The 22,600-nt window shown below is 40.3% G+C and carries 17 protein-coding genes and 1 pseudogene; 6 read left to right on the top strand and 12 right to left on the bottom strand.

Annotated elements, in window-relative coordinates; all coding sequences use genetic code 11:
* Positions 1-87: 87 nt before the first annotated feature.
* Both ACSLUK_RS16375 and ACSLUK_RS16370 read left to right on the top strand, forming a co-directional pair.
* On the top strand, positions 88-1,173 hold the full coding sequence (locus ACSLUK_RS16375; RefSeq protein ID WP_448549761.1) for a nucleoid-associated protein: 1,086 nt from the start codon (positions 88-90) through the stop codon (positions 1,171-1,173).
* Positions 1,174-1,175: 2 nt separating this feature from the next.
* On the top strand, positions 1,176-2,741 hold the full coding sequence (locus ACSLUK_RS16370) for a hypothetical protein (protein WP_448549760.1): 1,566 nt from the start codon (positions 1,176-1,178) through the stop codon (positions 2,739-2,741).
* A gap of 1 nt (position 2,742) precedes the next feature.
* Here ACSLUK_RS16370 and ACSLUK_RS16365 read toward each other — a convergent pair whose 3' ends face one another.
* A complete protein-coding gene (locus tag ACSLUK_RS16365; RefSeq protein ID WP_448549759.1) occupies positions 2,743-2,982 on the bottom strand; it encodes a helix-turn-helix domain-containing protein in 240 nt (79 codons plus the stop codon).
* Positions 2,983-3,108: 126 nt separating this feature from the next.
* On the opposite strand from ACSLUK_RS16365, the gene ACSLUK_RS16360 reads away from it, so the two are divergent.
* Together ACSLUK_RS16360 and ACSLUK_RS16355 are read left to right on the top strand one after the other, a co-directional pair.
* Positions 3,109-3,747: a hypothetical protein gene (locus tag ACSLUK_RS16360; RefSeq protein WP_448549758.1), complete on the top strand. Its 639-nt coding sequence runs from the start codon at positions 3,109-3,111 to the stop codon at positions 3,745-3,747.
* Positions 3,748-3,883: 136 nt separating this feature from the next.
* On the top strand, positions 3,884-4,222 hold the full coding sequence (locus tag ACSLUK_RS16355) for a hypothetical protein (protein ID WP_448549757.1): 339 nt from the start codon (positions 3,884-3,886) through the stop codon (positions 4,220-4,222).
* Between the two features lie 61 nt (positions 4,223-4,283).
* On the opposite strand, the gene dut is transcribed toward ACSLUK_RS16355, so the two are convergent.
* The 3 genes and pseudogenes from dut to ACSLUK_RS16340 all read right to left on the bottom strand — a co-directional run bounded on the left by dut (position 4,284) and on the right by ACSLUK_RS16340 (position 6,292).
* Positions 4,284-4,739, bottom strand: coding sequence for a dUTP diphosphatase (gene dut / locus ACSLUK_RS16350; RefSeq protein ID WP_130256122.1), 456 nt, complete (start codon positions 4,737-4,739; stop codon positions 4,284-4,286).
* Between the two features lie 197 nt (positions 4,740-4,936).
* Positions 4,937-5,152: pseudogene (locus ACSLUK_RS16345) on the bottom strand (dUTP diphosphatase); the annotation flags it as partial.
* A 135-nt stretch (positions 5,153-5,287) separates the two neighbouring features.
* Entirely contained in the window at positions 5,288-6,292 is a 1,005-nt protein-coding gene (locus ACSLUK_RS16340) for a GlxA family transcriptional regulator (RefSeq protein ID WP_448549756.1), read from the bottom strand.
* A gap of 126 nt (positions 6,293-6,418) precedes the next feature.
* Between ACSLUK_RS16340 and ACSLUK_RS16335 the strand changes: the two genes are divergently transcribed.
* Complete coding sequence (locus ACSLUK_RS16335; protein ID WP_448549755.1) at positions 6,419-8,314, top strand: beta-ketoacyl synthase; 1,896 nt, start codon at positions 6,419-6,421, stop codon at positions 8,312-8,314.
* A 126-nt stretch (positions 8,315-8,440) separates the two neighbouring features.
* Here ACSLUK_RS16335 and ACSLUK_RS16330 read toward each other — a convergent pair whose 3' ends face one another.
* The 5 genes from ACSLUK_RS16330 to folE2 all read right to left on the bottom strand — a co-directional run bounded on the left by ACSLUK_RS16330 (position 8,441) and on the right by folE2 (position 18,194).
* Entirely contained in the window at positions 8,441-9,688 is a 1,248-nt protein-coding gene (locus tag ACSLUK_RS16330) for an HlyD family secretion protein (RefSeq protein ID WP_448549754.1), read from the bottom strand.
* 177 nt (positions 9,689-9,865) lie between these two features.
* Positions 9,866-10,651 (bottom strand): substrate-binding periplasmic protein, encoded by a 786-nt coding sequence (locus tag ACSLUK_RS16325; RefSeq protein ID WP_448549752.1) that lies wholly within the window; start codon positions 10,649-10,651, stop codon positions 9,866-9,868.
* A gap of 146 nt (positions 10,652-10,797) precedes the next feature.
* Positions 10,798-12,234 (bottom strand): glutamate synthase small subunit GltD family protein, encoded by a 1,437-nt coding sequence (locus ACSLUK_RS16320; RefSeq protein ID WP_448549751.1) that lies wholly within the window; start codon positions 12,232-12,234, stop codon positions 10,798-10,800.
* Positions 12,235-12,254: 20 nt separating this feature from the next.
* Positions 12,255-16,715, bottom strand: a complete 4,461-nt coding sequence (gene gltB, locus ACSLUK_RS16315; RefSeq protein ID WP_448549750.1) for a glutamate synthase large subunit — start codon at positions 16,713-16,715, stop codon at positions 12,255-12,257.
* Positions 16,716-17,267: 552 nt separating this feature from the next.
* Positions 17,268-18,194, bottom strand: coding sequence for a GTP cyclohydrolase FolE2 (gene folE2 / locus ACSLUK_RS16310; protein ID WP_448549749.1), 927 nt, complete (start codon positions 18,192-18,194; stop codon positions 17,268-17,270).
* A gap of 265 nt (positions 18,195-18,459) precedes the next feature.
* Here folE2 and ACSLUK_RS16305 point away from each other — a divergent pair, with 265 nt between their 5' ends.
* Positions 18,460-18,804: an Hpt domain-containing protein gene (locus ACSLUK_RS16305; RefSeq protein WP_448549748.1), complete on the top strand. Its 345-nt coding sequence runs from the start codon at positions 18,460-18,462 to the stop codon at positions 18,802-18,804.
* Between the two features lie 66 nt (positions 18,805-18,870).
* Here the strand turns inward: ACSLUK_RS16305 and arcA are convergent, their stop codons facing one another.
* From arcA to ACSLUK_RS16290, 3 genes are all read right to left on the bottom strand, one after another.
* Positions 18,871-19,575, bottom strand: coding sequence for a two-component system response regulator ArcA (arcA, locus tag ACSLUK_RS16300; RefSeq protein WP_448549747.1), 705 nt, complete (start codon positions 19,573-19,575; stop codon positions 18,871-18,873).
* 174 nt (positions 19,576-19,749) lie between these two features.
* Entirely contained in the window at positions 19,750-21,420 is a 1,671-nt protein-coding gene (locus ACSLUK_RS16295; protein WP_448549745.1) for a sensor histidine kinase, read from the bottom strand.
* Between the two features lie 109 nt (positions 21,421-21,529).
* A complete protein-coding gene (locus tag ACSLUK_RS16290; protein ID WP_448549744.1) occupies positions 21,530-22,576 on the bottom strand; it encodes a methyltransferase in 1,047 nt (348 codons plus the stop codon).
* Between the last annotated feature and the right edge of the window lie 24 nt (positions 22,577-22,600).

Raw genomic sequence — 22,600 nt, 5'->3', positions numbered from 1 at the left:
AGTTTTATCACTCATAAATAGTAAAACATGCTGCATTTAGTATGCAGGAAGCAAAAAATCAAAGAGAAAAATAACAAGGAGTAATTAATGGAAGCAGTTGCAATGCAGGAGTCACTAAACACTGACGGGAGAATAGTCAGTACTGTTTTACACCAAATAGATGTCGAGTCAAAAACACTAACAGCTATTCCAATGTCAGGGCAGCAGACTGACTTAGAAGGCTACCTTGATGACCTTCTAAAAGAAATTCAGAATAAAGAACAGAAGCGAGCTTATGGCTTCTTAAGAGAAACAACTGAGTTTTTCACAGCTCTAACGTCATATACTCAAAATCAAAATCTTCAGAGTAATACCATTTCATCTAATCTTGCACAAAGGCTGCTTGATAAAGAAATAAGTACAGATGATAAATATGGTCACTTAAGTCCATCAGGTGATGGCCATGTAAAAAAAGGAAGCTTTTTACAGTTTTTGTATCGAGATAACGGCTCTATCTCATATTTAGGAGTAAAAATAGAACATCAAACATTCTTAGATGAGATTGATTTCAAAAAGAAAATAGGTATCTCAATAGCTAATAAAGTTTATAAAGCATGTAAAGTAACATTTGATGAAAATAATCAACCAGCTACAGTATTTGTATTTGATACAAACTCTAAACCATCAACATACTGGTGGAGCGAGTTTTTAGAATTAAAAGAGCTTAGAAACGATGCTCATAATACTCGGGTTGCTTCAAAAGAAGTGTTGAAAGTGATTAATAAGATCAAAGCTGAACATCCAGCTGATCATACTATTATAAGAAATTCAGCAATCTCATCATTTAAGCAAAAAGGAGAGCTAAAATACGATGAGTTTATTGATGAAAACTTAACCAACTATGAGCCTGTAGATGCTAATTTAAAAGATAAGTTACCTGACTTAGTAAATAAATTAAAAGAGCTCCCTGAGAAAAAAGGATTTGATACCCACTTTAATTTAGTCCCTTCAGAGGTTCCATTTAGAAAAACTAAATATGATTTATCCAAAGAGATATCAATTACTATTGAAGATGGCATTGAAAATATTAGCGATAAAGTTTGGTCAGAACAAACCGCATGTGGTCGAAAATTAGTCGTGATAGAGTCTGCCGAAGGCTTTGATAGATTTAGCGAAAAAACTAGAGAGTTATAAACATGTTAGCCGAGTTCTTTAAAACTAACTCTAATGTGTCTTCTGTCGAAATTAATGAAACATTGGATAACTTAACAATTAAAGGGAAGCCAGATTGTCAAATATCTGATTTTACCTTTAAGTTGTTTGATGAACTTAAAACTATTTCCGGAAGGGATAAGTTTGAATTATTTCTTGATATATGTGGCAATCATGTAAGCGTATCGAACACATCAAGGCAAAGTTACGATCTGCTGTCTGAGCATATAAATGATAATGACGATGAAGATACGTTTGATATCGATCTTAAAATAACTAAAAGTAAAAATGATTCTGAAATTTCAATTTATTTTTTAGAGCGCTTTGCTAAGTATTTAAGTAAAGAGAAGCCTTTAAACCTTATTACTACATTTTCAAAAAAATTAGAAAACAAAATAGTATTTGAAGTTTTTTCAACAATAAATGCTTTTTATTCAAATGGAATTCTTTTTTATCAATCAGGACATTACCCTGACTCTTTTAAAGAGTTACTTCCTAAAAAACGCCAAGCCAATTTGCAGATGTTTCATGAAAATAGTGCATTAGGTAATATTGACTTAAAAGTGCTTCCTAGCGATTTTTACCTGTTAGTCGATTCGGATATAGGAGAAATAAACAGCTTATTTGATAAAATTTCAGGTGCATTAAGCTTAATATTCATCGCAAACTTTTCAGAGTTTAATGCTGATAATTCACTTTCATATAAAATTAATGGCTACAAAACAATTTATTGTGAAGGAAACACTTTAGATAAATTATCCTCTGCTAATGACTTACTTCATAAAATTTATGCTTGGACATATGAAGGTGGAAATAGTGTAGATAAATTAGGTTTAGTTCGAAATGTACTGTCTATTCACCTCAATGAAGATGGGAATATCAAGTTTGATAATGAGGCATGGGAAGCCATTCGATCTAATTACCAAGTTTATTTGAAAGATAACCTTCAAAGTTATTTGGAAGTAAAAAATAAAATTGGTGAATTTATTATTGATGCAACAGCTAAGACATACAATATGGCAGATGACCTGTTAGAGTCACTTAAAAATAATGTTCTTGTATTGTTAACTTTTTTACTAACTGTTGTATTAGTAAATGGATTGAAAGATAACGGATATCAAACCGTATTTTCTGACGGCTATTTTGCTATTGTGCTGATTTTATCTTTGATTTCGGCTTTATGGCTTACTATGTCATATAAAGAAACCATTAAGCGATTTGAAAGCGCTTCATCGACAATAAAAGATATTCTAATTCTTAACTATGACAAAATCATCATGGAGTCAGAAATTAATGATATTGTTGATCCTGTGATAACCAAAAATAAAGTTTATTTAACAGGGCAGCTGAAAAGGTATGCTTCTTGGTGGGTTGGTTTATTAGTATGTTTAATTTTATCTTTTGGGATCGCAAATAAAGTTTTTGAAGCCGATAAAATGATAGCTCCAACCAACACAAAAAGTCCCAAAGCCAAAGTTACACCCCAAAAAGTAGTATCTCCTGTTAAACCACCTCAAAAAAATAAAGCAGTTACTCCAACATCACCATAAGCTAAGCACGATTTGTTATTAGGGCTAATCCATCGGAAGGAATTACTTTAAGAGACTCACAATATTGAACGTATTCTAGTACGTTCAATTTCCTTTCGTATGTCTCTATCTTAACGACAAACTGATGGGGTTCATCCAGTAACTTGCCTAAGTCACGTACACTTAAACCTTTCTCAATTCGAGTGGATTTAAGCCACTCAATTAACGCTTTGTAGCGCGGATCATTTATATGCTTAATCATTATCTTAATTTTCTTTAAAAAATAAGTTGGCACTAGAATAGTGCCTCACTATATTGTTCTTACCGGAACTAATTTAGTGCCGGAAGTTTAACAGTAAAATAAGTGAAATAACATCAGGAGATGTAAATGGTTTTTATACAAAGAAAAGATCGTGCATTCGTAGAGTTAGCAAGGTTCGGTGCCCAACAAATAATAATTAATATGGAAATGGGGGTTAAGGCATTTAAAGGGATTGAAAGTAGTTTAAGTGAACACAATGGTGAATGCTTTAATGGCTCAGTTAATGTAAAGCAGTGCTTTGAATATTGTAAAGCAACAGTATACAAACTAGGAAAAGAGGGGCTTGAACATCTGCTATCTGGCAAAGATGTCACTCAAAATTATGAAGCATCTAAAACCCCGACCAAATTAGTCAATCACTTAGTACCAGATCGATGGGTGATTTCAGTAATTCCAGCAACAACAATTACACCTAAGATATATAAGCTTTTTGCTAATTGGGTTCATTTTGAAAGCTATGAACTATCGAAAGGTATTCTTGAGCCTTCAGAAGTTAAAGAATTTGAGCATTACTACATTTGGAATGAAAAAAAAGGTAAGTCTTATCTCTTACACAAAAACTGTAGCGCGAACTTAAGTGAGTCAGCAAATAAAGCCTTCTACCTAGATCATGTTAATTCTGTTTACCAAGAATATGGCGATTGCAACGTTTATAAACCTAAGCAAATGCAAGCGTTTTTCAGCTCTGGTTTAATACTCAAATAAGATAATTAAGCATTAAATTTATTGAAGAAGTAGCTCAGTTGAGGATGAGTTACTTTATTTTAATTTATTCCTAATGCGTTAGAAAAAAATTCACTATATTCCAATAAGTAAGGCACACAAACAACTGAGGCAGTATATGAACGAACTTCAAAATATTAATATGAGTATGAAAGATATTGTAATGACTATTGCAACTAGAGGAGCCCCATACATTGGTACCTGCTATTTCACACGAGAATTTGTTCTTGTAGATTATGATGAGAATAAAGTGTTAAAAGCATGTGCTTCACTATCTTTACCGTTATGGATTGCAGAGGAATTTATGTATTCATGGGTGTTGTTTTTATGCCGGCTCCCTGTACCTGACTCAATTTATGTTTTTTACGATAGCTGGAGACCTGATAATGATAATTACAAAAAACTTACTGAACATGAAATTAGTACTTTGAAAACACTTGGCTTTATAGAGTTTTAAGTTAACTTAATACAGTTAATTAGCCCGTATGCGGTTAATTAACTGTATTATTTAAGTTTAATTATTTGCGACCTGAATGCCCAAAACCACCTTCGCCACGCTCACTCTCATCAAATTCTTCAACCAACTGGAACTCAGGTTGGATAACTGGAATGAACATCAGTTGTGCAATTCTATCTGCTGGTTCAATTGTAAATGTGTCATTGCCACGGTTCCAGCAAGAAATGAATAGCTGCCCTTGATAATCAGAGTCAATTAAGCCAACTAGGTTGCCTAATACAATGCCATGCTTATGACCCAAACCTGAACGAGGTAAAATTGTTGCCGCCATATCTTTGCTCTTCATATGAATAGCAATGCCTGTTGGGATTAACTCTGTTTGGCCAGGCTCTAATGTTAATGGCTCATCAATGCATGCACGAAGATCTACTCCAGCTGAACCATCTGTTGCGTATGTAGGTAATGGAATTTCATTTCCTACCTTTGGGTTTAAAATTTTTACTTCGACTTGTTTCATGAAATGCTCCGAATTAGTGTCATTAAATATGGTTAAAATTGTACGTGTAGAATCACAAATATTTTAGGAAAAAGCTGAAAAAATCATAGATTGGAAATCGTAGATTGATTTTAAAGAAGAAAAGTGGCGAATCCCTTTGAATTTAATAGGCGGTGAACTTTATGATTCTACATCTACAATTTTAGGTCTTGAGAGGCGTCTACAAGCTCGAGTTGTACTTGGGCAACGTCAACTTCCTGATGTTTCCACCATTTCCAGCCGTAATGATCTAGCATTTCGGCACATTCGACCCAAATTGCGCGATACCATTCATAGTTATTCTCGCGCCATGTTTCACTGACACGCAGGTTCATGGCATTTTGCATTTCTAGCATTTGGCTGATTTGGTTAACAGCAGTTGATAATTGACTCATTTCTGGCTCTGTATCTTTGAGGTATTTCTTAAAAGCTATAGTGTGCCGTAGCACAGCTAAAGTAACAAGTCCCGTAACCTCGAATCATTTGCGAAAAATAGCACGTAGCAAGCTAGCTAGTGAGAATTACTCAGTTTATTGGCTGAATAACTTTTTGCGAACCATTGTACGATATTCTCTGGGCGTCATATTGAGGTGCTTTTTAAATAGTCTGGCAAGATGACTTTGGTCTTGATAGCTCACTTCAAACGCGATTTCTTGTATAGAAAGGTTACTTGAAGCTAGTAGATCTTTGGCTGTTTCAATTCTGGCATTTTGCCAAAATTGTTGAGCTGATATGCCTGTTGCTTGCTTGAAACGTCTAGTAAGTGAACGGTGACTTATGCCAAACATTATTGCGATTTCCTCAATACTGGAAGTTGATGATAAATTGTTTTGCATCCAAAACTGAATTTGTGCAATAAGCTCGTCAGGGTGTTTGTCAACAGCACCTTCCAAGTAACGTTGCTCTTCGTAGGGTTTGCGAATTTCATGTGAGAAATTGCGTTCTACATGTTGCGCTGCCGCTCTACCATATAATTGCGCAATAACATGAACAATAATATCAGCGAGGGCATTGAGGCTGGCCGCACTGTAAATTCGCTCAGATTGCGTAATAAAAAAATCGGGTTTTAATATTACATTGGGATAGCTGCGTTTAAATTGTTCAACATAGTGCCAGTGAGTGGTTGCACTATGACCGTCTAATAATCCGGATTCCGCCAAAAAACAAACACCTGTACCCACACCTATTATCGTGGCACCTTTATGCCAACTTCGATGTAACCAGTCAACAGCTGAAATGTTACGTTTGAGTACTGGGCGAGGGTTGCGCCATAGACTGGGTACAATAATAAAGTCAGGCACTTTGTGTTTTGCTGAGATGACTTTATCAGGCTGGAGTTTGATTCCTGAACGAGAGGCGATGGTCGACTTCGTGCATGCATACAAAGATATTTCCATTGGGAGAGCGTGTTCTAGATGACTACGTCCAAAGGCCTCGCCTGCTTTCAGCATTTCAATTGGCAGGGTAATGCTGGTTGCCAACACCTCTTCATAGACCAAAATTGCAATGCGTATTGTGGAATCCTTGTTAGCCATAGATAAAATAATCGAATAATTGCCGATTTGGCTATATTAACATGGTTTTTGGCCTGTTATGCATATTTTTTCTGGTTAACCTCTCTAGAATATGAGCTATTAAAGAGATTAGTAATTGAGATATCTATGACAGCATTACCCATTATTGTCGGTATGGGAGGCGTGAACGCTGCCGGCCGTACATCATTTCATCAAGGTTTTAGAAGAATTGTACTCGACAAGCTTTCGCAAGAAACACGTCAGGAAACGTTTGTTGGTTTAGCCACTATGATGAATTTGTTGTCAATTAAAGATGATCAACTTGTCGATGGCGAAGGCAATGTAGTAGCTCGTCATGAAGTTGAACAAAAATTTGGTCAGCAAATTCTTGATGGTACGCTCATTCGAAAAATCGAAGATAATCACTTCGATCCTGATGCTACCCCTTGGCACCAGAAATTTACGATGCAATCAACTGAAAAGGGCATTTGTTTCGAGACGCGTGCTCGTGACTTACCAGTACCCTTGCCAAGAGCGTGGCAAGTAACCGAACTTGAAGATAAACGCGTTCGTGTTGAAATTTTTGATCAGCTTGAAGTCAAGCATGAAGCATTTAGAGACAATCCAATAAAAGCGGCGGGCCAGTTTCCTACTGGATTCGATCCTGCAATATTGTATAACAGCCGTTATCAACCACGAGGACTGCAAGCAACTATCTTTGGTGCTGCAGACGCAATCCACTCGTCAGGCTTTGCGTGGGAACAGATTATGACTCACGTGACACCAGATCAAGTGGGTACGTACTCGGCGTCTGTTTTTGGACAAATGCAAGCAGAAGGCTTTGGTGGCATGATGAAAAACCGATTAAACGGTGATCGTGTAACTACCAAGAATTTAGCGCTTGGCTTGAACACAATGTCAACAGACTTTATCAATGCTTATGTGACGGGCAGTGTAGGTACTACATTTACTTCTTCAGGTGCCTGCGCGACTTTCTTGTATAATCTAAAAGCTGCAGTTAACGATATACAGGCCGGACGTATTCGCGTGGCGATTGTGGGGAGCAATGATTGTGCGATTACACCTGAAGTCGTTGAAGGTTTTGGCAACATGAGTGCTCTTGCCAATGAAGAAGGTCTGAAGAAATTAGATGGTACCGACACCGCAGATCATCGTAGAACAAGTCGTCCATTCGGTGAAAACTGTGGCTTTACCATTGGTGAAGCTGCGCAATTTATCATGTTAATGGATGATAAGTTAGCGATTGAAATGGGCGCTAATGTTCTTGGTTCGATTGCTGACGTCTATACTAACGCTGATGGCATTAAAAAATCGATTACAGCTCCAGGACCAGGTAACTACATCACAATGGCTAAGTCGGTAGCGTTGGCTAAGAACATCTTAGGCGAAGAAGCGGTTCAAAAAAGAAGCTTTATTCTTGCGCATGGTTCTAGTACTCCTGCAAACCGTGTTACAGAGTCGTTGATATATGACAAAGTAGCAGAGAGCTTCAATATTAATGAGTGGCCAGTTGCTGCACCTAAAGCCTATGTTGGTCATACTATTGGACCTGCAAGTGGTGATCAGGTGGCTATGGCATTAGGGGTGTTTGCCCATAACATAATGCCAGGTATAACAACCATAGATAAAGTTGCAGATGATGTTTACGATGAACGTCTAAATATTGCGACAGAGCATTGGCATTGTCCTGAAATGGACGTTGCATTCATTAATTCGAAGGGCTTTGGTGGCAACAATGCAACAGCTACTTTGTTTTCACCTACTGTCACGCTAACTATGCTGGCAAAACGTTACAGCGAAAGTGACATGGCATCGTACAACGATAAGTTAGTATCAGTAAAAGCTGCGCAAGAAGACTATCGTGAGCGCGCAAATAATGGGCAGTTTGATATTATCTACAAATTTGGTGATGGCTTGGTAGATGAAAACGAAATCAGCATCAGCCAAGAAGCAATTCAACTTCCTGGTTTTACCCATGCGATTGACTTACCTACGAACAACCCATTTGAAGATATGAGCTAGTACAGCTAATCATTAGCTATATAAGCCAGAAAAACCACGTTTGCAGTGTTAAACGTGGTTTTTTTATATCGCAATCCTTATTGTTTCATCACACAAAAGCACTAATAGTTAAAGTCGAAGTAACAATCAACTAAATTCTCCTTTTAAGCTGTATATCGGGTCAAAAATCCAATCGAGCAGGCTTCGACTATCTAAATGAATATCGGCCTGAAAATACATGCCGCTTCGCAGTGGAAAGTGCTCACCGTAGGCGTTTACCGACTGTTCATCTAACACTGCTCTAATGCGGTACATAGGTTCTCTTATACTTATGGGAAGGCTACTCTCTTGTGCAGTAATTACTGTCTTTTCAATATGTGTAATAGTACTGTTAATAAAGCCAAAGCGTTGGTGAGGAAAAGCATCAAATCTCAATTTGGCGTGTTTACCTGTCGTGATAAACCCTGCGGAGCGCGTCGGCAATAATATTTCAGCAACCAGTTGTGCGCCTTTAGGTACCATTGTCAGAATTGGCTGGCTTGCTTCAATTGTATTACCTGCATGACGATGAATCGCAGTCACTTTCCCACTTTGATGTGCCTTTATGACATTGTCTTTACTTGCCTTAACTTCCGCCAATTGTGTGTTCAGACTAACCTTTTGTGCCTTTAGTTCTCGTCGCTTAACGGTGAAATCATTTTCAACCTGCTGTTGCTGGTGTTGTACTAGACTTACTTCGTCTGTGATGTTACTTAAAGTTGAACGATTTTGTTTAAATTCTTGTTTAATTTGTAAGTGCGCTTGTTCGAACTCTTGTACTGTATCACGCGAAACGTGTCCATTTTTGGCTAACTGTGTAATGCGTAAATGTCGTTGTTCAAATAAAGCGAGTTTCTCTTGCAAGATGTCGCCTATCTGCGCTGTTGCGTATGCCGTATTTTGCAATTTAGTGAGCATTAGCGCTAGGCGTTGTTTTTCGGCACCTTCTTGTTGGAAGCTTTGCTGAATATTACTCTCGACTAGCCCCAGTTGCTCTTCAATGTGCACAACTTTTTCGGCTAACAGGCTCTTGCCGTTTATATTGGGCGACTGGTACAAAACTCGGGCTATTATTTGACCCGCTTGAACAACGTCGCCTTCTTTAACTAAGATTTCCTCCAAAACACCTCGCCTTCCGGCGTATACCTTCAAAGCACCTTTATCGGGTTGAAGTATACCTTGCACTGTTTCTTTTCGGGTGTATTGAGAATTACAAACTAACAATGCAATGATTGTCGCACACGCGGCAATGAGAAGAACGCAGGTAGACAGTGACAGTGGTTGAGTAAGTATCACATCACCTGTTAATTTTTGTTGTTGTGCTTTTACAGCTTGTTGCCTAAAAAGAGGTGGCATTTGGGCTTCCTTTGCCTAATGAGTTCCGAATCTATTAATTAGCAACTCATAGACAAATGCTCAAGACCGTTGAAATGTAGTTAACGGCATTGCTTTGTTATCATGTTGAATCGTAAAGTATTTATGGATGTTGTGCTTTTATTGGATTTATATTGTGTGTAGCCCAACAAGAAAGAGCTATTGCGTCGCGGGTGCCATTTGCCATTTTTGTTTGATTTCTTCTAACTTACCTGAGGCGACTAATTTGCGATATGCAGATTGATAACGTTGGACAAGCTCGGGTGACGATTGCAAGTTAAATGCAATGCTCAAATCATTATTTAATTCTGGTACTTCTTTTAATTTGATGAGTTTTGCGAAGTTTAAGCCGAGTTTCTTTGCTCGGGTTTCAAGTGTCAGTTGCGTAGCAACAACTAAATCGACACGTCCACGATATAGCATCAGCATGTTTTGATCTTCCTTAATCAAGTGGTGAATATTAGAAAATTCTTCGTGCTCTAGAAACTCCGCCACGTTGGAATATCTGGATGCTGCGACTCTATAGCGTTGCAGTGCTTGATAGCTCTCTACTGGTCCTTCAAACCTGTCTTTTAGGCCCCAAAAATAGAGTCGCTCATTTTTAAGGCTACCTACCCACTGAAATAGTTGTTCTCGCGTTGGTGTACGTGCCATTGAAAATATCATTATATTGGGTTCACTTTTCGCTATTTCGTAAGCGCGAGCCCAAGGAAGCGCTCGTATGTCGGCGTGGTCGTGTGTGATGTCAAAAAGCGCTCTTACAACTTCGACACAATATCCATCTAAACTGCCATCGTCGGCTTTAATTTGATATGGCTCTAAATACTCAGTGACAACTTTGACGGTACGGTGGTCAGCAGTGCTAGCTGCACAGAATAGCAGGGAAAATATTAAAAGTAGTAATGTCGAAAATTCGCGGCGAGAACGCAATCTAATCGGCTTCATAACACCCAAAAACTCAAAAAACGATGACTTTTATCCATGTCAGCAAAACTGAATGGCGGATTCTACATGAATTGGACTAAAAAGTAGCCTATAAAATGAAAAAAAGTGGCAGTTGCCACTTTTTTATTACGTTACGACGGTGAAAACTAGCTAACAGCTATTGCTTGTTCTTGGAGTACAAAGTCAAGAATACCTAATGCCGCTTTTCTACCTTGGTCGATGGCGGTGACCACAAGATCAGAGCCTAGTACCATATCGCCACCTGCAAATACATTTTGTTTCGAGGTCTGCATGGCAAAGCTCGAATGCTCGCTCGCAATAACTCGCCCTCTATCGTCTAGTTTCACGCCTGCATCTATCATCCATTGGGGAGGACTCGGTAGAAAACCGAATGCGATTACTACCGCATCAGCGGGCATGACAAATTCAGAACCGGGAACTGGCTGCGGTTGTCTACGCCCATTTTGATCGGCTTTGCCGAGTTCAGTTCGGACGAATCTGACCCCCGTCACTTGCTGTTGTTCATTAACTTCAATATCCAGCGGTTGCACATTAAATTCGAAGTTTACGCCTTCTTCTTCCGCATTTTTTACTTCTCGTTGCGAACCCGGCATGTTGGCTTTATCACGACGGTAGGCGCAGGTTACGTTGGTTGCGTCCTGACGAATAGATGTTCTAACACAATCCATTGCTGTATCTCCACCGCCAAGTACTACAACTTGTTTGTTCGCCATTGATACATATGGTTTTACGTTGTTGGTCAAACCCATGATGTGTTGGGTATTGCCGATCAGAAAGTCTAACGCGCTGTATACACCGTTAGCGTTTTCATTATCAAATCCGCCAGTCATATCGGTGTAAGTTCCCAATGCTAGGAAAACGGCATCAAACTCATTACTCAACTGCTCAAAAGGTATATCTACGCCAATGTTTGTATTGAGACGAAATTCAATGCCCATTCCCTCAAAAATTTCGCGACGGCGTTTGATAACATCTTTTTCTAACTTAAATGATGGAATACCAAAAGTAAGCAAACCACCTATTTCAGCATGTTTGTCAAATACGACAGCATCTACTCCGTTTCGGGTGAGTACGTCTGCACAGGCGAGACCTGCTGGCCCCGCACCGACGATCGCCACGCGTTTTCCTGTCTTGATTACTTGAGACATATCGGGTTTCCAGCCCTGAGCAAAAGCGGTGTCAGTGATGTATTTTTCTATGTTTCCAATGGTGACCGCACCGAATTCGTCGTTGAGCGTACATGCCGATTCACAAAGGCGATCTTGTGGACATACGCGTCCACACATTTCAGGTAAACTGTTTGTTTGGTGGCATAGGTCTGCTGCCTCGAAGATTTTGCCTTCAGTGACTAATTCAAGCCACTGAGGTATGTAATTGTGGACAGGGCATTTCCACTCACAATAAGGGTTGCCACAATCGAGACATCTGTCTGCTTGTCCTGCACTTTGTTCATTACCCAACGGTTGATAGATTTCTACAAATTCAATTTTGCGTTGTTCAATCGGTTTTTTGGGCGGATCAATACGCTTAACGTCGATAAATTGATAAACATTCTTACTCATAATAGCTCCTTAATTCGCCCTTATTGTGCCTGAACGCGCAGTTCGGCTGATGAACGGCTGCGATGTCCTAATAAGGTTTTTACATCAGTAGCCAATGGCTTAATAAGTTTGAATTTTGGCGAAAATTCATCAAAACGGCTTAGAATATCTTGTGCTCTTAAGCTGCCAGTTTCTTCAAAATGTTGATTAATAAGGCCGCGCAAATGTTCTTGATGAATAGCTAATGTATCCATTGCCAGCATTTCTATCGATTCATCATTGAGACGATTTTCTAAATCACCGGCTTCATCGAGCACGTAGGCGAAGCCGCCTGTCATGCCGGCGCCAAAGTTAACGCCAACTTGACCAAGCACAGTGACAATACCGCCTGTCATATATTCGCATGTGTGGTCGCCAGTGCCTTCAATAACGGCGATACATCCAGAATTGCGTACTGCAAACCTTTCTCCTGCACGTCCGCAACCGAACAGTTTGCCGCCCGTTGCGCCATATAAACAGGTATTGCCCATGATCATGGTTTCATGGGTTTGATAAGCAACTCCTTTAGGTGGTTTTATCGTGAGTTTGCCACCAGCCATACCTTTGCCGACATAATCGTTGGCATCGCCGGTTAGTGTCATTTCCAATCCACCGGCATTCCACACTCCAAAACTCTGGCCCGCGGTGCCAGTAAGCTCAATTTTTATCGGTGCAGTTGCCATGCCTTGATCGCCATGGTGCTTAGCGATTTCACCAGAAAGGGCGGCGCCCACTGAACGATCAGTATTGTTAATCGAAAATCGGTATTCTCCGCCTTTGCTATGAGCAACGGCTTCTTGCGCAGCAGCTACCATTTGCTTGTTAAGTTTTCCTTCGTCAAACGGTTGATTGTCTTCAGTCTGGTAAAGTGCGGTATTCTCAGTTGCAATAACAGGCGCAATAATAGGAGACAAATCCAGCTTTTGTTGTTTAGCGCTTATGCCTGCAAGCGGTACGAGTAAGTCTGTACGGCCGATAATAGCAGTGATGCTTTCTACACCTAGCTGAGCCAGTATTTCTCGAACGTCCTGTGCGATAAACTTAAAGTAATTCATCACTTGATCTGGCAAGCCTTTGAAAAACTGCTCACGTAGCACATCATCTTGAGTAGCAACACCAGTAGCGCAGTTGTTTAAATGGCAAATTCGTAAGAACTTACAGCCCAGCGTAACCATAGGCGCGGTACCAAAACCGAAGCTTTCTGCACCGAGTATCGCTGCTTTAACAATGTCAGCGCCTGTTTTTAGACCGCCGTCAACTTGTAAGCGTACTTTGTGGCGTAGGCCGTTGCTGACCAAAGACTGATGTGCTTCTGCCAGGCCCAGCTCCCAAGGGCAGCCTGCATACTTAACAGAAGTAAGAGGGCTGGCGCCAGTGCCTCCGTCATAACCTGAGATAGTGATAAAATCAGCGTACGCTTTCGCAACTCCTGAAGCAATAGTACCCACACCCGGGCCGGAAACCAATTTGACTGAAATGACCGCTTTCGGATTCACTTGCTTTAAATCGAAGATCAATTGTGCCAAGTCTTCGATTGAGTAAATATCATGATGTGGCGGCGGAGAAATCAAGGTAACTCCAGGCACCGAAAAACGCAATTTAGCAATGAGCGGCGTAACCTTGTCGCCGGGTAACTGCCCACCTTCACCGGGCTTAGCACCCTGAGCAACCTTAATTTGTAATACGTCGGCATTCACCAAATAGTGCGGTGTTACACCGAAACGACCTGAGGCAATTTGTTTAATACGGGAGTTTTTCACCGTACCGAATCTGCGCTCATCTTCTCCACCTTCACCGGAATTGGAAAAGCCACCTAAGCGGTTCATGGCGATCGCTAGCGCTTCGTGAGCCTCAGGGCTGAGTGCGCCAATCGACATCGCAGCGCTGTCGAAACGTTTAAACAGCTCGCTATCGGATTCTACTTTGTTGAGAGCAATCGCTATAGTGTCCTTTTTAAATGCCAGCAAATCACGCAGTGTCGCTACGGGGCGTTCATTAACTTGTGTTGCAAATGCTCGATAATCCGAGTATTGGCCACTGCGCACCGCTTTTTGCAATAAACTGACGACATCAGGGTTATACGCATGATATTCACCCCCATGGACATATTTGAGCAGCCCGCCATGATTGACTTTTTGATGGGGCAAAAATGCGCGGCGGGCAAGATTAATGCTGTCTTGCTCAATATCTGAAAAGTCTGCGCCTTGAATTCGGCTAGGAATATCAGGGAAACACAAATCCATGATATTTTTATTGAGACCAATAACTTCAAACAAGCCTGCGCAACGGTAACTGGCAATGGTTGAAATCCCCATTTTGGATAAAATCTTAAGCAAACCTTTATTGATGCCGTTACGGTAGTTGGTCACAGCCTCTCGAGCAGTACAAGCAATCTGACCTTGCTCGACTAACTGTTCAATGGTTTCGAAGGCCAAAAATGGATAAATCGCCGTCGCACCTAATCCTAATAACACGGCAAATTGGTGAGAATCTCGCACCGACGCTGTTTCTACAATAATGTTGGAGTCGCAGCGTAATTGTTTTTCTACTAAACGCTTTTGCACTGCTCCAACTGCCATGGCCGCAGGTATAGGCAGTAGTCCTGGGTGAATCTGTCGGTCAGACAATACCAAAATAACCGTGTTTTTCTCTCTTACGAGTTCTTCTGCTTCGTCACATAAACGAACAATTGCGCTTTCTAACCCCTCTTCAGGATCGTAGTTGAGTGTTAAGGTATCGCTGCGATAATGCTCAGGATCAAGCTCTCTTAGCTGTTTTAATCCTGTATACATCAAAATTGGCGTTTCAAATAAAATTCGGTCAGCGTGTCCGGTCGTTTCATTGAACACATTATGTTCCCGGCCAATACAGGTAGCCAAAGACATCACATAGCGTTCACGCAATGGATCGATTGGTGGATTTGTCACTTGTGCAAATTGTTGCCTAAAATAATCGTAGAGCGATCGTGGCTGGCTAGAGAGAACCGCCATAGGAGTATCGTCACCCATGGAACCTGTAGCTTCTTGGCCATTCTCGGCGAGCGTCTTTATAACTTGATGAATTTCTTCATAGCTATAATTGAACATCTTATGAAATTGACTGATCGCTTGGTCGTCAAATACACGCTGTCCTATGAGTTCTGCTGGCAGCTTATCGAATGGGATTAACCGACGAATATTCTTATCTAACCACTCACGGTACGGGTGGCGCACTTTTAAATCGTTATCAATATCGGTGGAGTGAAAGATTTTTCCTGTATAGGTGTCAATGGCGAGCATTTCCCCCGGGCCCACACGACCCTTCTCAACAACTTCGTCTTCTCCATAGTCCCAAATGCCGACTTCTGAGGCTAATGTAATAAAACCATCTCGGGTAATCACGTAGCGGGCAGGGCGCAAGCCATTGCGATCTAGGTTACAGGCAACATGACGACCATTAGTCATTACTACACCTGCAGGACCATCCCATGGCTCCATATGCATCGAGTTGAACTCATAAAATGCACGTAAGTCGTCATCAAGCAATGGACTGTTTTGCCAGGCGGGTGGCATTAATAGCCTCATCGCTCTGAATAGATCCATTCCTCCGGCCAGAAACAGTTCTAGCATATTGTCGAATGACGATGAGTCTGAGCCTGATTCATTGACAAATGGCGCTGCGTCTTGCAGATCAGGTAATAGTGGCGATTGAAAACGGTAAGTACGTGCCCGACTCCATTGGCGATTACCTTTAATTGTGTTGATTTCACCATTGTGTGCTAAATAACGGAATGGTTGAGCCAAGTGCCACTGTGGTGATGTATTGGTAGAAAATCGCTGGTGAAATACACAAATGGCTGTTTGCATGCGGATGTCTGCCAAATCTAAATAAAAATTAGGCAGATCGACAGGCATCATTAAGCCTTTATAAATGGTAACGAGGCAAGATAAACTTGCGACATAGAACTTTTCGTCAGTTATTCGTTTTTCAGCACGTCTTCGTGCCATGTATAAGCGCCTTTCAAGATCTTTATTTCGCCATCCCGGAGGTGCGTTGACAAAAACTTGTTCAATGCGTGGTAAATTACTCGCTGCTATTTCGCCTAAGATTGACGTGTCGGTAGGTACTTCTCGCCAGCCAACGAGTGACAAGGTTTCACGAGCAAGCTCTTCTTCTAAAATTGTTTTGGTTTGGCAGGCAGTAGCCTCGTCGGGGTTGAGAAAAATCATACCAACGGCGTATTTTTTTCCTAGCTGCCATGCATTCTCTTCCGCAATCGATCGGAAAAACGAATCTGGTTTTTGCATGAGTAGGCCACAACCGTCGCCTGTTTTTCCGTCTGCCGCAATACCACCGCGATGCTGCATACGATCCAGTGCAGATATTGCTGTCTTGACCAGCTTATGGCTGGTTTCCCCTTTTTGGTGGGCGATAAGCCCGAACCCGCAGTTATCTTTTTGGTAACTTGGATCGTATAGCTGCATGTTAATTCTCCTAAATCTCTCCGGGTTCAGATTACAAATTAATCGCTTGGAATGTTTTGTGGTTTTAAGTGAATAAATAATCTGTTTTGTGGCCAAGCGAACTTCTAACATTAAACCCTAAATACGGATACGTCAACAAAAATAGAGTTTTTGCTCGTAACTTATTTACATTTTGTTATTCTCTTATTTTATAAGGGTTGCGGGTTGTTTTGTTGGTTTTTTGATTGATCTAAATGTAAATTATTTGCAGTTAACTAAGTTTTTGTCGCTTTGAACTGTTAGTTGTGTAATTTAATTACATTTTGTATGGGAAGTGGGGTTCTAACGTTTAAATAGCTATTTATTCACTTTTTATTCTTTTTGGACGTGTTAAATGTGGTGAGTTGTCGACATTTTATACGGATTAGTATTATGAATGCAGGAAAAGCGCAAATAAAAAACGCCAGCGATTATCTTGCTAGCGTTTAGTCATTGAACTTCAACTTATACGGATTGGTATTATTACGCAGACGATAACGCAAGGTCATCGTTTTCGACGAAAAAGTTAAATTATTAAGGGCGATAGCCGCCGGGAACACCTTTTGTCGTTATACTGACAGCATCATGGGCATGAAGCGACTCTAGATGGTTGATTTTTAACCAGTAGTCTGAGAAATCCGTTTGCTCATTCAAAGTATGCTGTAGATGTCTTGCAGCGTCTTCACAAAACATTAAATTTTGGCCATTGAGGCGAGCGAACTCTTGCTCATCTTCACGTTTCACTGCTGCCTGTACAGGTGTTTTTAATGATTCTTCCGTTACATCAATCAACGCTTTAATAGGGAATTGAGTCACGTGTGCAGCAAGTTTTACTTTCATTTGCCCAATCGATCGTTGACTGTGTGGCGTTGCAACTATTCCCTCGGTTGTTCCTAGCCATTCGTGTATTATTGATTGAGATATTTCTTCTTGATCGGCAAACTTTTCGGTAAACGCTCTCTGGATTAACTGTCTGGCAAGCGCAGCAGAACAAGGGCACGTAGAGGAATAGCGAATATCGACAGCCAATTCAACGTCCATTTTGCCATTGTTAAGCTGCCCAGTAATGGTAACCGGGTAGGCTTTCCAGCCCTGTTTGCCACTGATTAACGATTTTCTTCTTAAGTGATAGTCAAATCGAATAACAACGCGAGCGCTATCGCTTAACTCTTGGTGAGTCGTAACGAATGTATCAAGTAATGCCGTAAGTGTTTGAAAATTTAGAGTGTTACTTGTAGAAAGTTCGTCTAAAGCGAGATACAAACGTGACATATGAATGCCTTTTGCTTGCGGCTCATTTAAATTAACGAAGGCATCAACATATGCCGAAATCATCTGATCTGCCTCATCTTTACTCGCAAGCATTATTGGCATTTCTATATTGCTCATCCCTACCCAATCGAGCGTCCCTTCGGTTTGGGCCGTAGTGTGGTTGGCAATATCTGGCATTGTTGGTGACATTTTTACTCCGAAACTTACTATCGAATACAGCGCTATTTGAATTCAACCTTTAAGAAAACTTTCGCGACTCTTAAAGCCCTAATCCGAGTGTGGTCATTAATATACAAGGATTTAGGGGCGGGTATTTTGAATGAAAAGTACGCTAAAATCAATCATTGAGGTATGCTAATGCATGGTTAGTATTGATAGTTTTTGTTCATTGATAGAGTGACAACTGGTTTTTAACTGATAGAATAAATGCACGGTCAAGATAAGGTTATGATTTATGTCCGATTTTAAAGAAATAGATCAGGAGTTGCTTAATGGTTACTTGCAATCATTAGGTCGTGATGTATTGGCAAAAATGTTGGAGCTGTATGTTCGTCAATCTACGACATATATCGAGAATATTCAGCATGCGCTAACGTCTCAATCACAAGAGTTATGGGAAGAAGCGTGTCATAAAATGAAAGGGGCTGCGGGCAGTGTCGGCTTAATAGAAGCGCATGCTCAATTGGCTATGCTGGAAAAATCTACCCAAAGTTGGAATGAAAAAGCGCACGCATTCCAAAATTTGCAAGTATGTAATCAAGATTCAATTGCAAAGTTTAATCTGTGGTTAACGCAGTAACTCTACGTATTCACGCCAATAAAAAAAGCTAGCAAATGCTAGCTTTTTTTTGTCGCTGAATTGCTATTAGCTCTGTAGCGTGCCAACAAATCGATAGCCTTCACCATGAATGGTATTGATCAATTCAGGCGAATCTTCGACTAGTTCAAAATGCTTGCGCAAACGGCGAATTGTAACATCTACTGTTCTATCGTTTGAACGTAAATCGCGACCAGTCATCTCTTTAATTAATTGTTGGCGTGTAACGATTTGGCCTTGGTTCTCAATAAGTAAGCGCAGTGCACGGTATTCACCGCGCGGAATGGCGACATTATGACCCGCAGGTGAAGTCAATTGACGTGAATTGCCATCAAGAGTCCATTCGTTGAATTTAATGATGGCGTTATCTACTTCATTCTTGCCTTGGTTGATTCGATTCAGAATATTACGAGCACGAATCGTAAGTTCTCTTGGATTAAAAGGCTTAGTGAGATAGTCATCTGCACCAATTTCTAATCCCAATATCTTGTCGATATCGCTATCACGACCCGTTAGAAATATCAGCCCAAGCTCGTTATTATTAGTGAGCTCGCGTGCTAGAAGCAAGCCATTTTTTCCTGGTAAGTTAATGTCCATAATAACTAGATTTATGGTGTTTAACTGAAGTTGCTGGTCCATGCTTTCGCCGTCTGTCGCTTCGGAAACATTGTAGCCTTCTGCTTCAAACAGGTTACGAAGATTAAAGCGTGTTACCTCTTCATCTTCTACTATCAGTATATGGGGTTTCTGCATGCTCGATTTCCAGTTTAATAACTTATTAATATTCTATTTTTTTAGTGTAGACCAAGGGCAATCAACTTTCCTTAATGGATGGTTTACAATTGTAAAATATGCCCTGCGTAATGTTATAAAACCTTTGACGAAAAGACAATTGCTTATTGTCGACATGCTTATAACCATCCGGTATTAAAGTATGCTTTGACTTAGTGGAAAACTTATATCAAACGTGACACCTTGGTTTACTTTACTTTCTAACGAGATATTTCCGCCTAACGCTTGCGTAACAAGGTTATAGACCAAGTGCAAACCTAATCCACTACCTCCAGCGCCCCTCTTGGTCGTTGTGAACGGATCAAAAACTTTACTTTTAATGCTATCGTCTATTCCTTTACCATCATCACTATACTGCAAGTGGAGTTGGCCACTAAGTGACATAAAGCGAATGTCAATCTTACCGTGATCTCGTTCGTCAAACCCATGAATGATTGAATTGAGAATCAGGTTAATCAAGACTTGATTCAAAGGACCCGGTTTACTGACAATTGTTAAGTCTTCAGGACAATCTATGGAAATCTGATAAGGGGTGTTTTTAATTTGAGGTGCAAGAGTCAGTAAGACTTCATTGATAAGTTCATTGATATTAAACTCACGCACTTCTTCACTCGACTGATCAACGGCAACTTTCTTGAAGCTTGAAATAAGCTCTGCGGCGCGTTTCAAGTTGCGATAAATAATGCCAACATTTTCTTGCCCTTCATTTAGAAAACGTTTTAGCTGACTCGATTTTAGTGTCTTGTCCTGAAAAGCCGTATTAATTTCATTGAGTCTGTCTGACAACAATGTGGAAGCGGTTACGCCTAAACCGATAGGTGTATTAACTTCGTGTGCGACTCCTGCCACCATATCACCGAGCGATGCCATTTTTTCACTTTCGACGAGCTGGTCTTGAAACTGGTGAAGCTTCTCCAATGTTGACAAAAGTTCTTGGTTTGACTCTTTTAGGGCTTCAGTACGCTTGGCAACCTTATCTTCGAGTTCGATATTTAGTTTGACGCTGTGTTGTTCAGCCTCGCCGAGCTTAGCTACGTGTTTCTCGGTTCGGGTCAGCAATACGTTTAAATTTCTGGCCAAGATGTCAGCCTCTTTATACGGCATACTGCTGAGGCGTGTACTGTACTGTTTAGTCTGCGAAATTTGCTGAATCATGAGCGCCATTTCTCTCATTGGATTGGTGACAATACGCTCTAGCCTAAAAGTGATCATGAACACAGCGATTAACAACAATATAAAAATAAAACTTAATGTAATAAGTAGCTGATTATCAAAGGTTAACCCAGCATTGATGTTCATTCGAATGTACATGTAGCCAACGACTTGGTCCTGACTATATATCGGTGTGTAGTACTCAATAATCCCATCGTTAATAAGAGGAGACTTTAGGCGCTTCTTATCTGATTCTTGTACATGGATAGTTGGAAAGTTTACGCTTTTATTAAATCGCTTTTGATAATGATAACTTACAACAAATGAGGTGCTTTGGTTGTCGGCGTTATAGTGATATACATCAATTGCTTCTATCGTTCGCATCGCTGAAAAATGGGCCAGCTTGTTATACACTTTTTCCGTATTGTCTGTTAATAGCACCTCATCTTGGTTATCGAGCGTTAGGTCGCTTTCAATCAAACTGCTAATAATTAATGACCAGTTGATTATGCTTTGTTTTGCTTGTTGTTTGGTGTTATTGAGAAATAGGCTAGATACAAATAATGTACTGATTACGATAAATACAAACACAAAGCCCACAATAGAAATCAAAAGTGCACTTCTTAATGGTTTAATGTTTTCAGTCGAACTCATCGCGGCCTATTAATATCTATTGATGTTGTGAACGGATAATTGTTTAAAAAAAACGTGATTGCAAGCACTGAATGTACCTAAGTGATGCGCACGATACAATTACCTGACCTTATTTCTTATTCATTATAGCTTGATACAAGGAAAATCCCTGCTCCTGATGCAACTTTACGGTTTTTCCTATATGTTTTTCCATGATAGGTGGGTATTTCAAGAAACTATTGGCGACAATAGTAACACCTGCATTATTGGCCATATGTTTAGCTATGCCAGCAAGGAAAGATTCTGTGGCAGCATAATGGGTTTTAATTCCTTGGTGAAAAGGCGGGTTTGATATGATGTGATGATAATGGCCACTTATTTCCGATAAACTATCTGTTGCAATAACCGTGGCACATAGGTTATTGAGTTCCATGGTTTTTTGAGCCGATACTAATGCTAGTGCACTGACATCTGCCATGGTAATGTCTAACGCAGGATTGCGCATACCATAAAATGCACCTATAACACCGGCTCCACAGCCAAAATCAAGTATCTTTCCTGTCATCTCTGGGTGAAAATTGTTGAGCAAAACTGATGTACCAACATCTAGTTTTTCTTGGCTAAAAACCCCAGGTAATGCGGCGATTTTAATCTCGGTGTTTGCTACATTTAACGAGTAATAATGGAACCAATCTTCGAGTTTGAAGGGATTGGATTCTGGTTGAATACTCGCTTCAAATAAGACGCAGTGACGAGCGCTGTCGAGCTTTTCACAATACGTAAGTTGCTTATTGGCGAGTTTAGCTAAAGATTTAATGCCACCTTTGTTTTCGCCAACAATCAGTACTTTAGTATCATCTAAACAACAGGAGGAGAGCATAGCCAGATTTAAAAATAGCTCTTTCTTACTTTTAGGAAATTGCATGATGATTAAATCATGTTTAATGGCTGTTGTGTGATAGTAGGCACCGAATTGGGTTTGTGCGTTAGGGGAGAATGTTCGGGCAAGGTGGTGATTTTGAAAGTTATTGTTAAATATAGACACAATGCCGTTAGGGTTAATTTCGGCGAGTTCATTGGTCAGGTTGTCAGCCGGCATGTTGACTAAAAGCGGCGCTTTGGCTTTCAAATAGTCGGTATTTCTAAGCAAAAGCTGGCTAACATTACTGAATGGCATAATAAACCTTGAGAATATATAGGA

Source organism: Thalassotalea fusca, from assembly GCF_053485835.1.
Note: the sequence above shows the minus strand (reverse complement) of the source record. Positions and strands in the feature narration are given on the sequence as shown.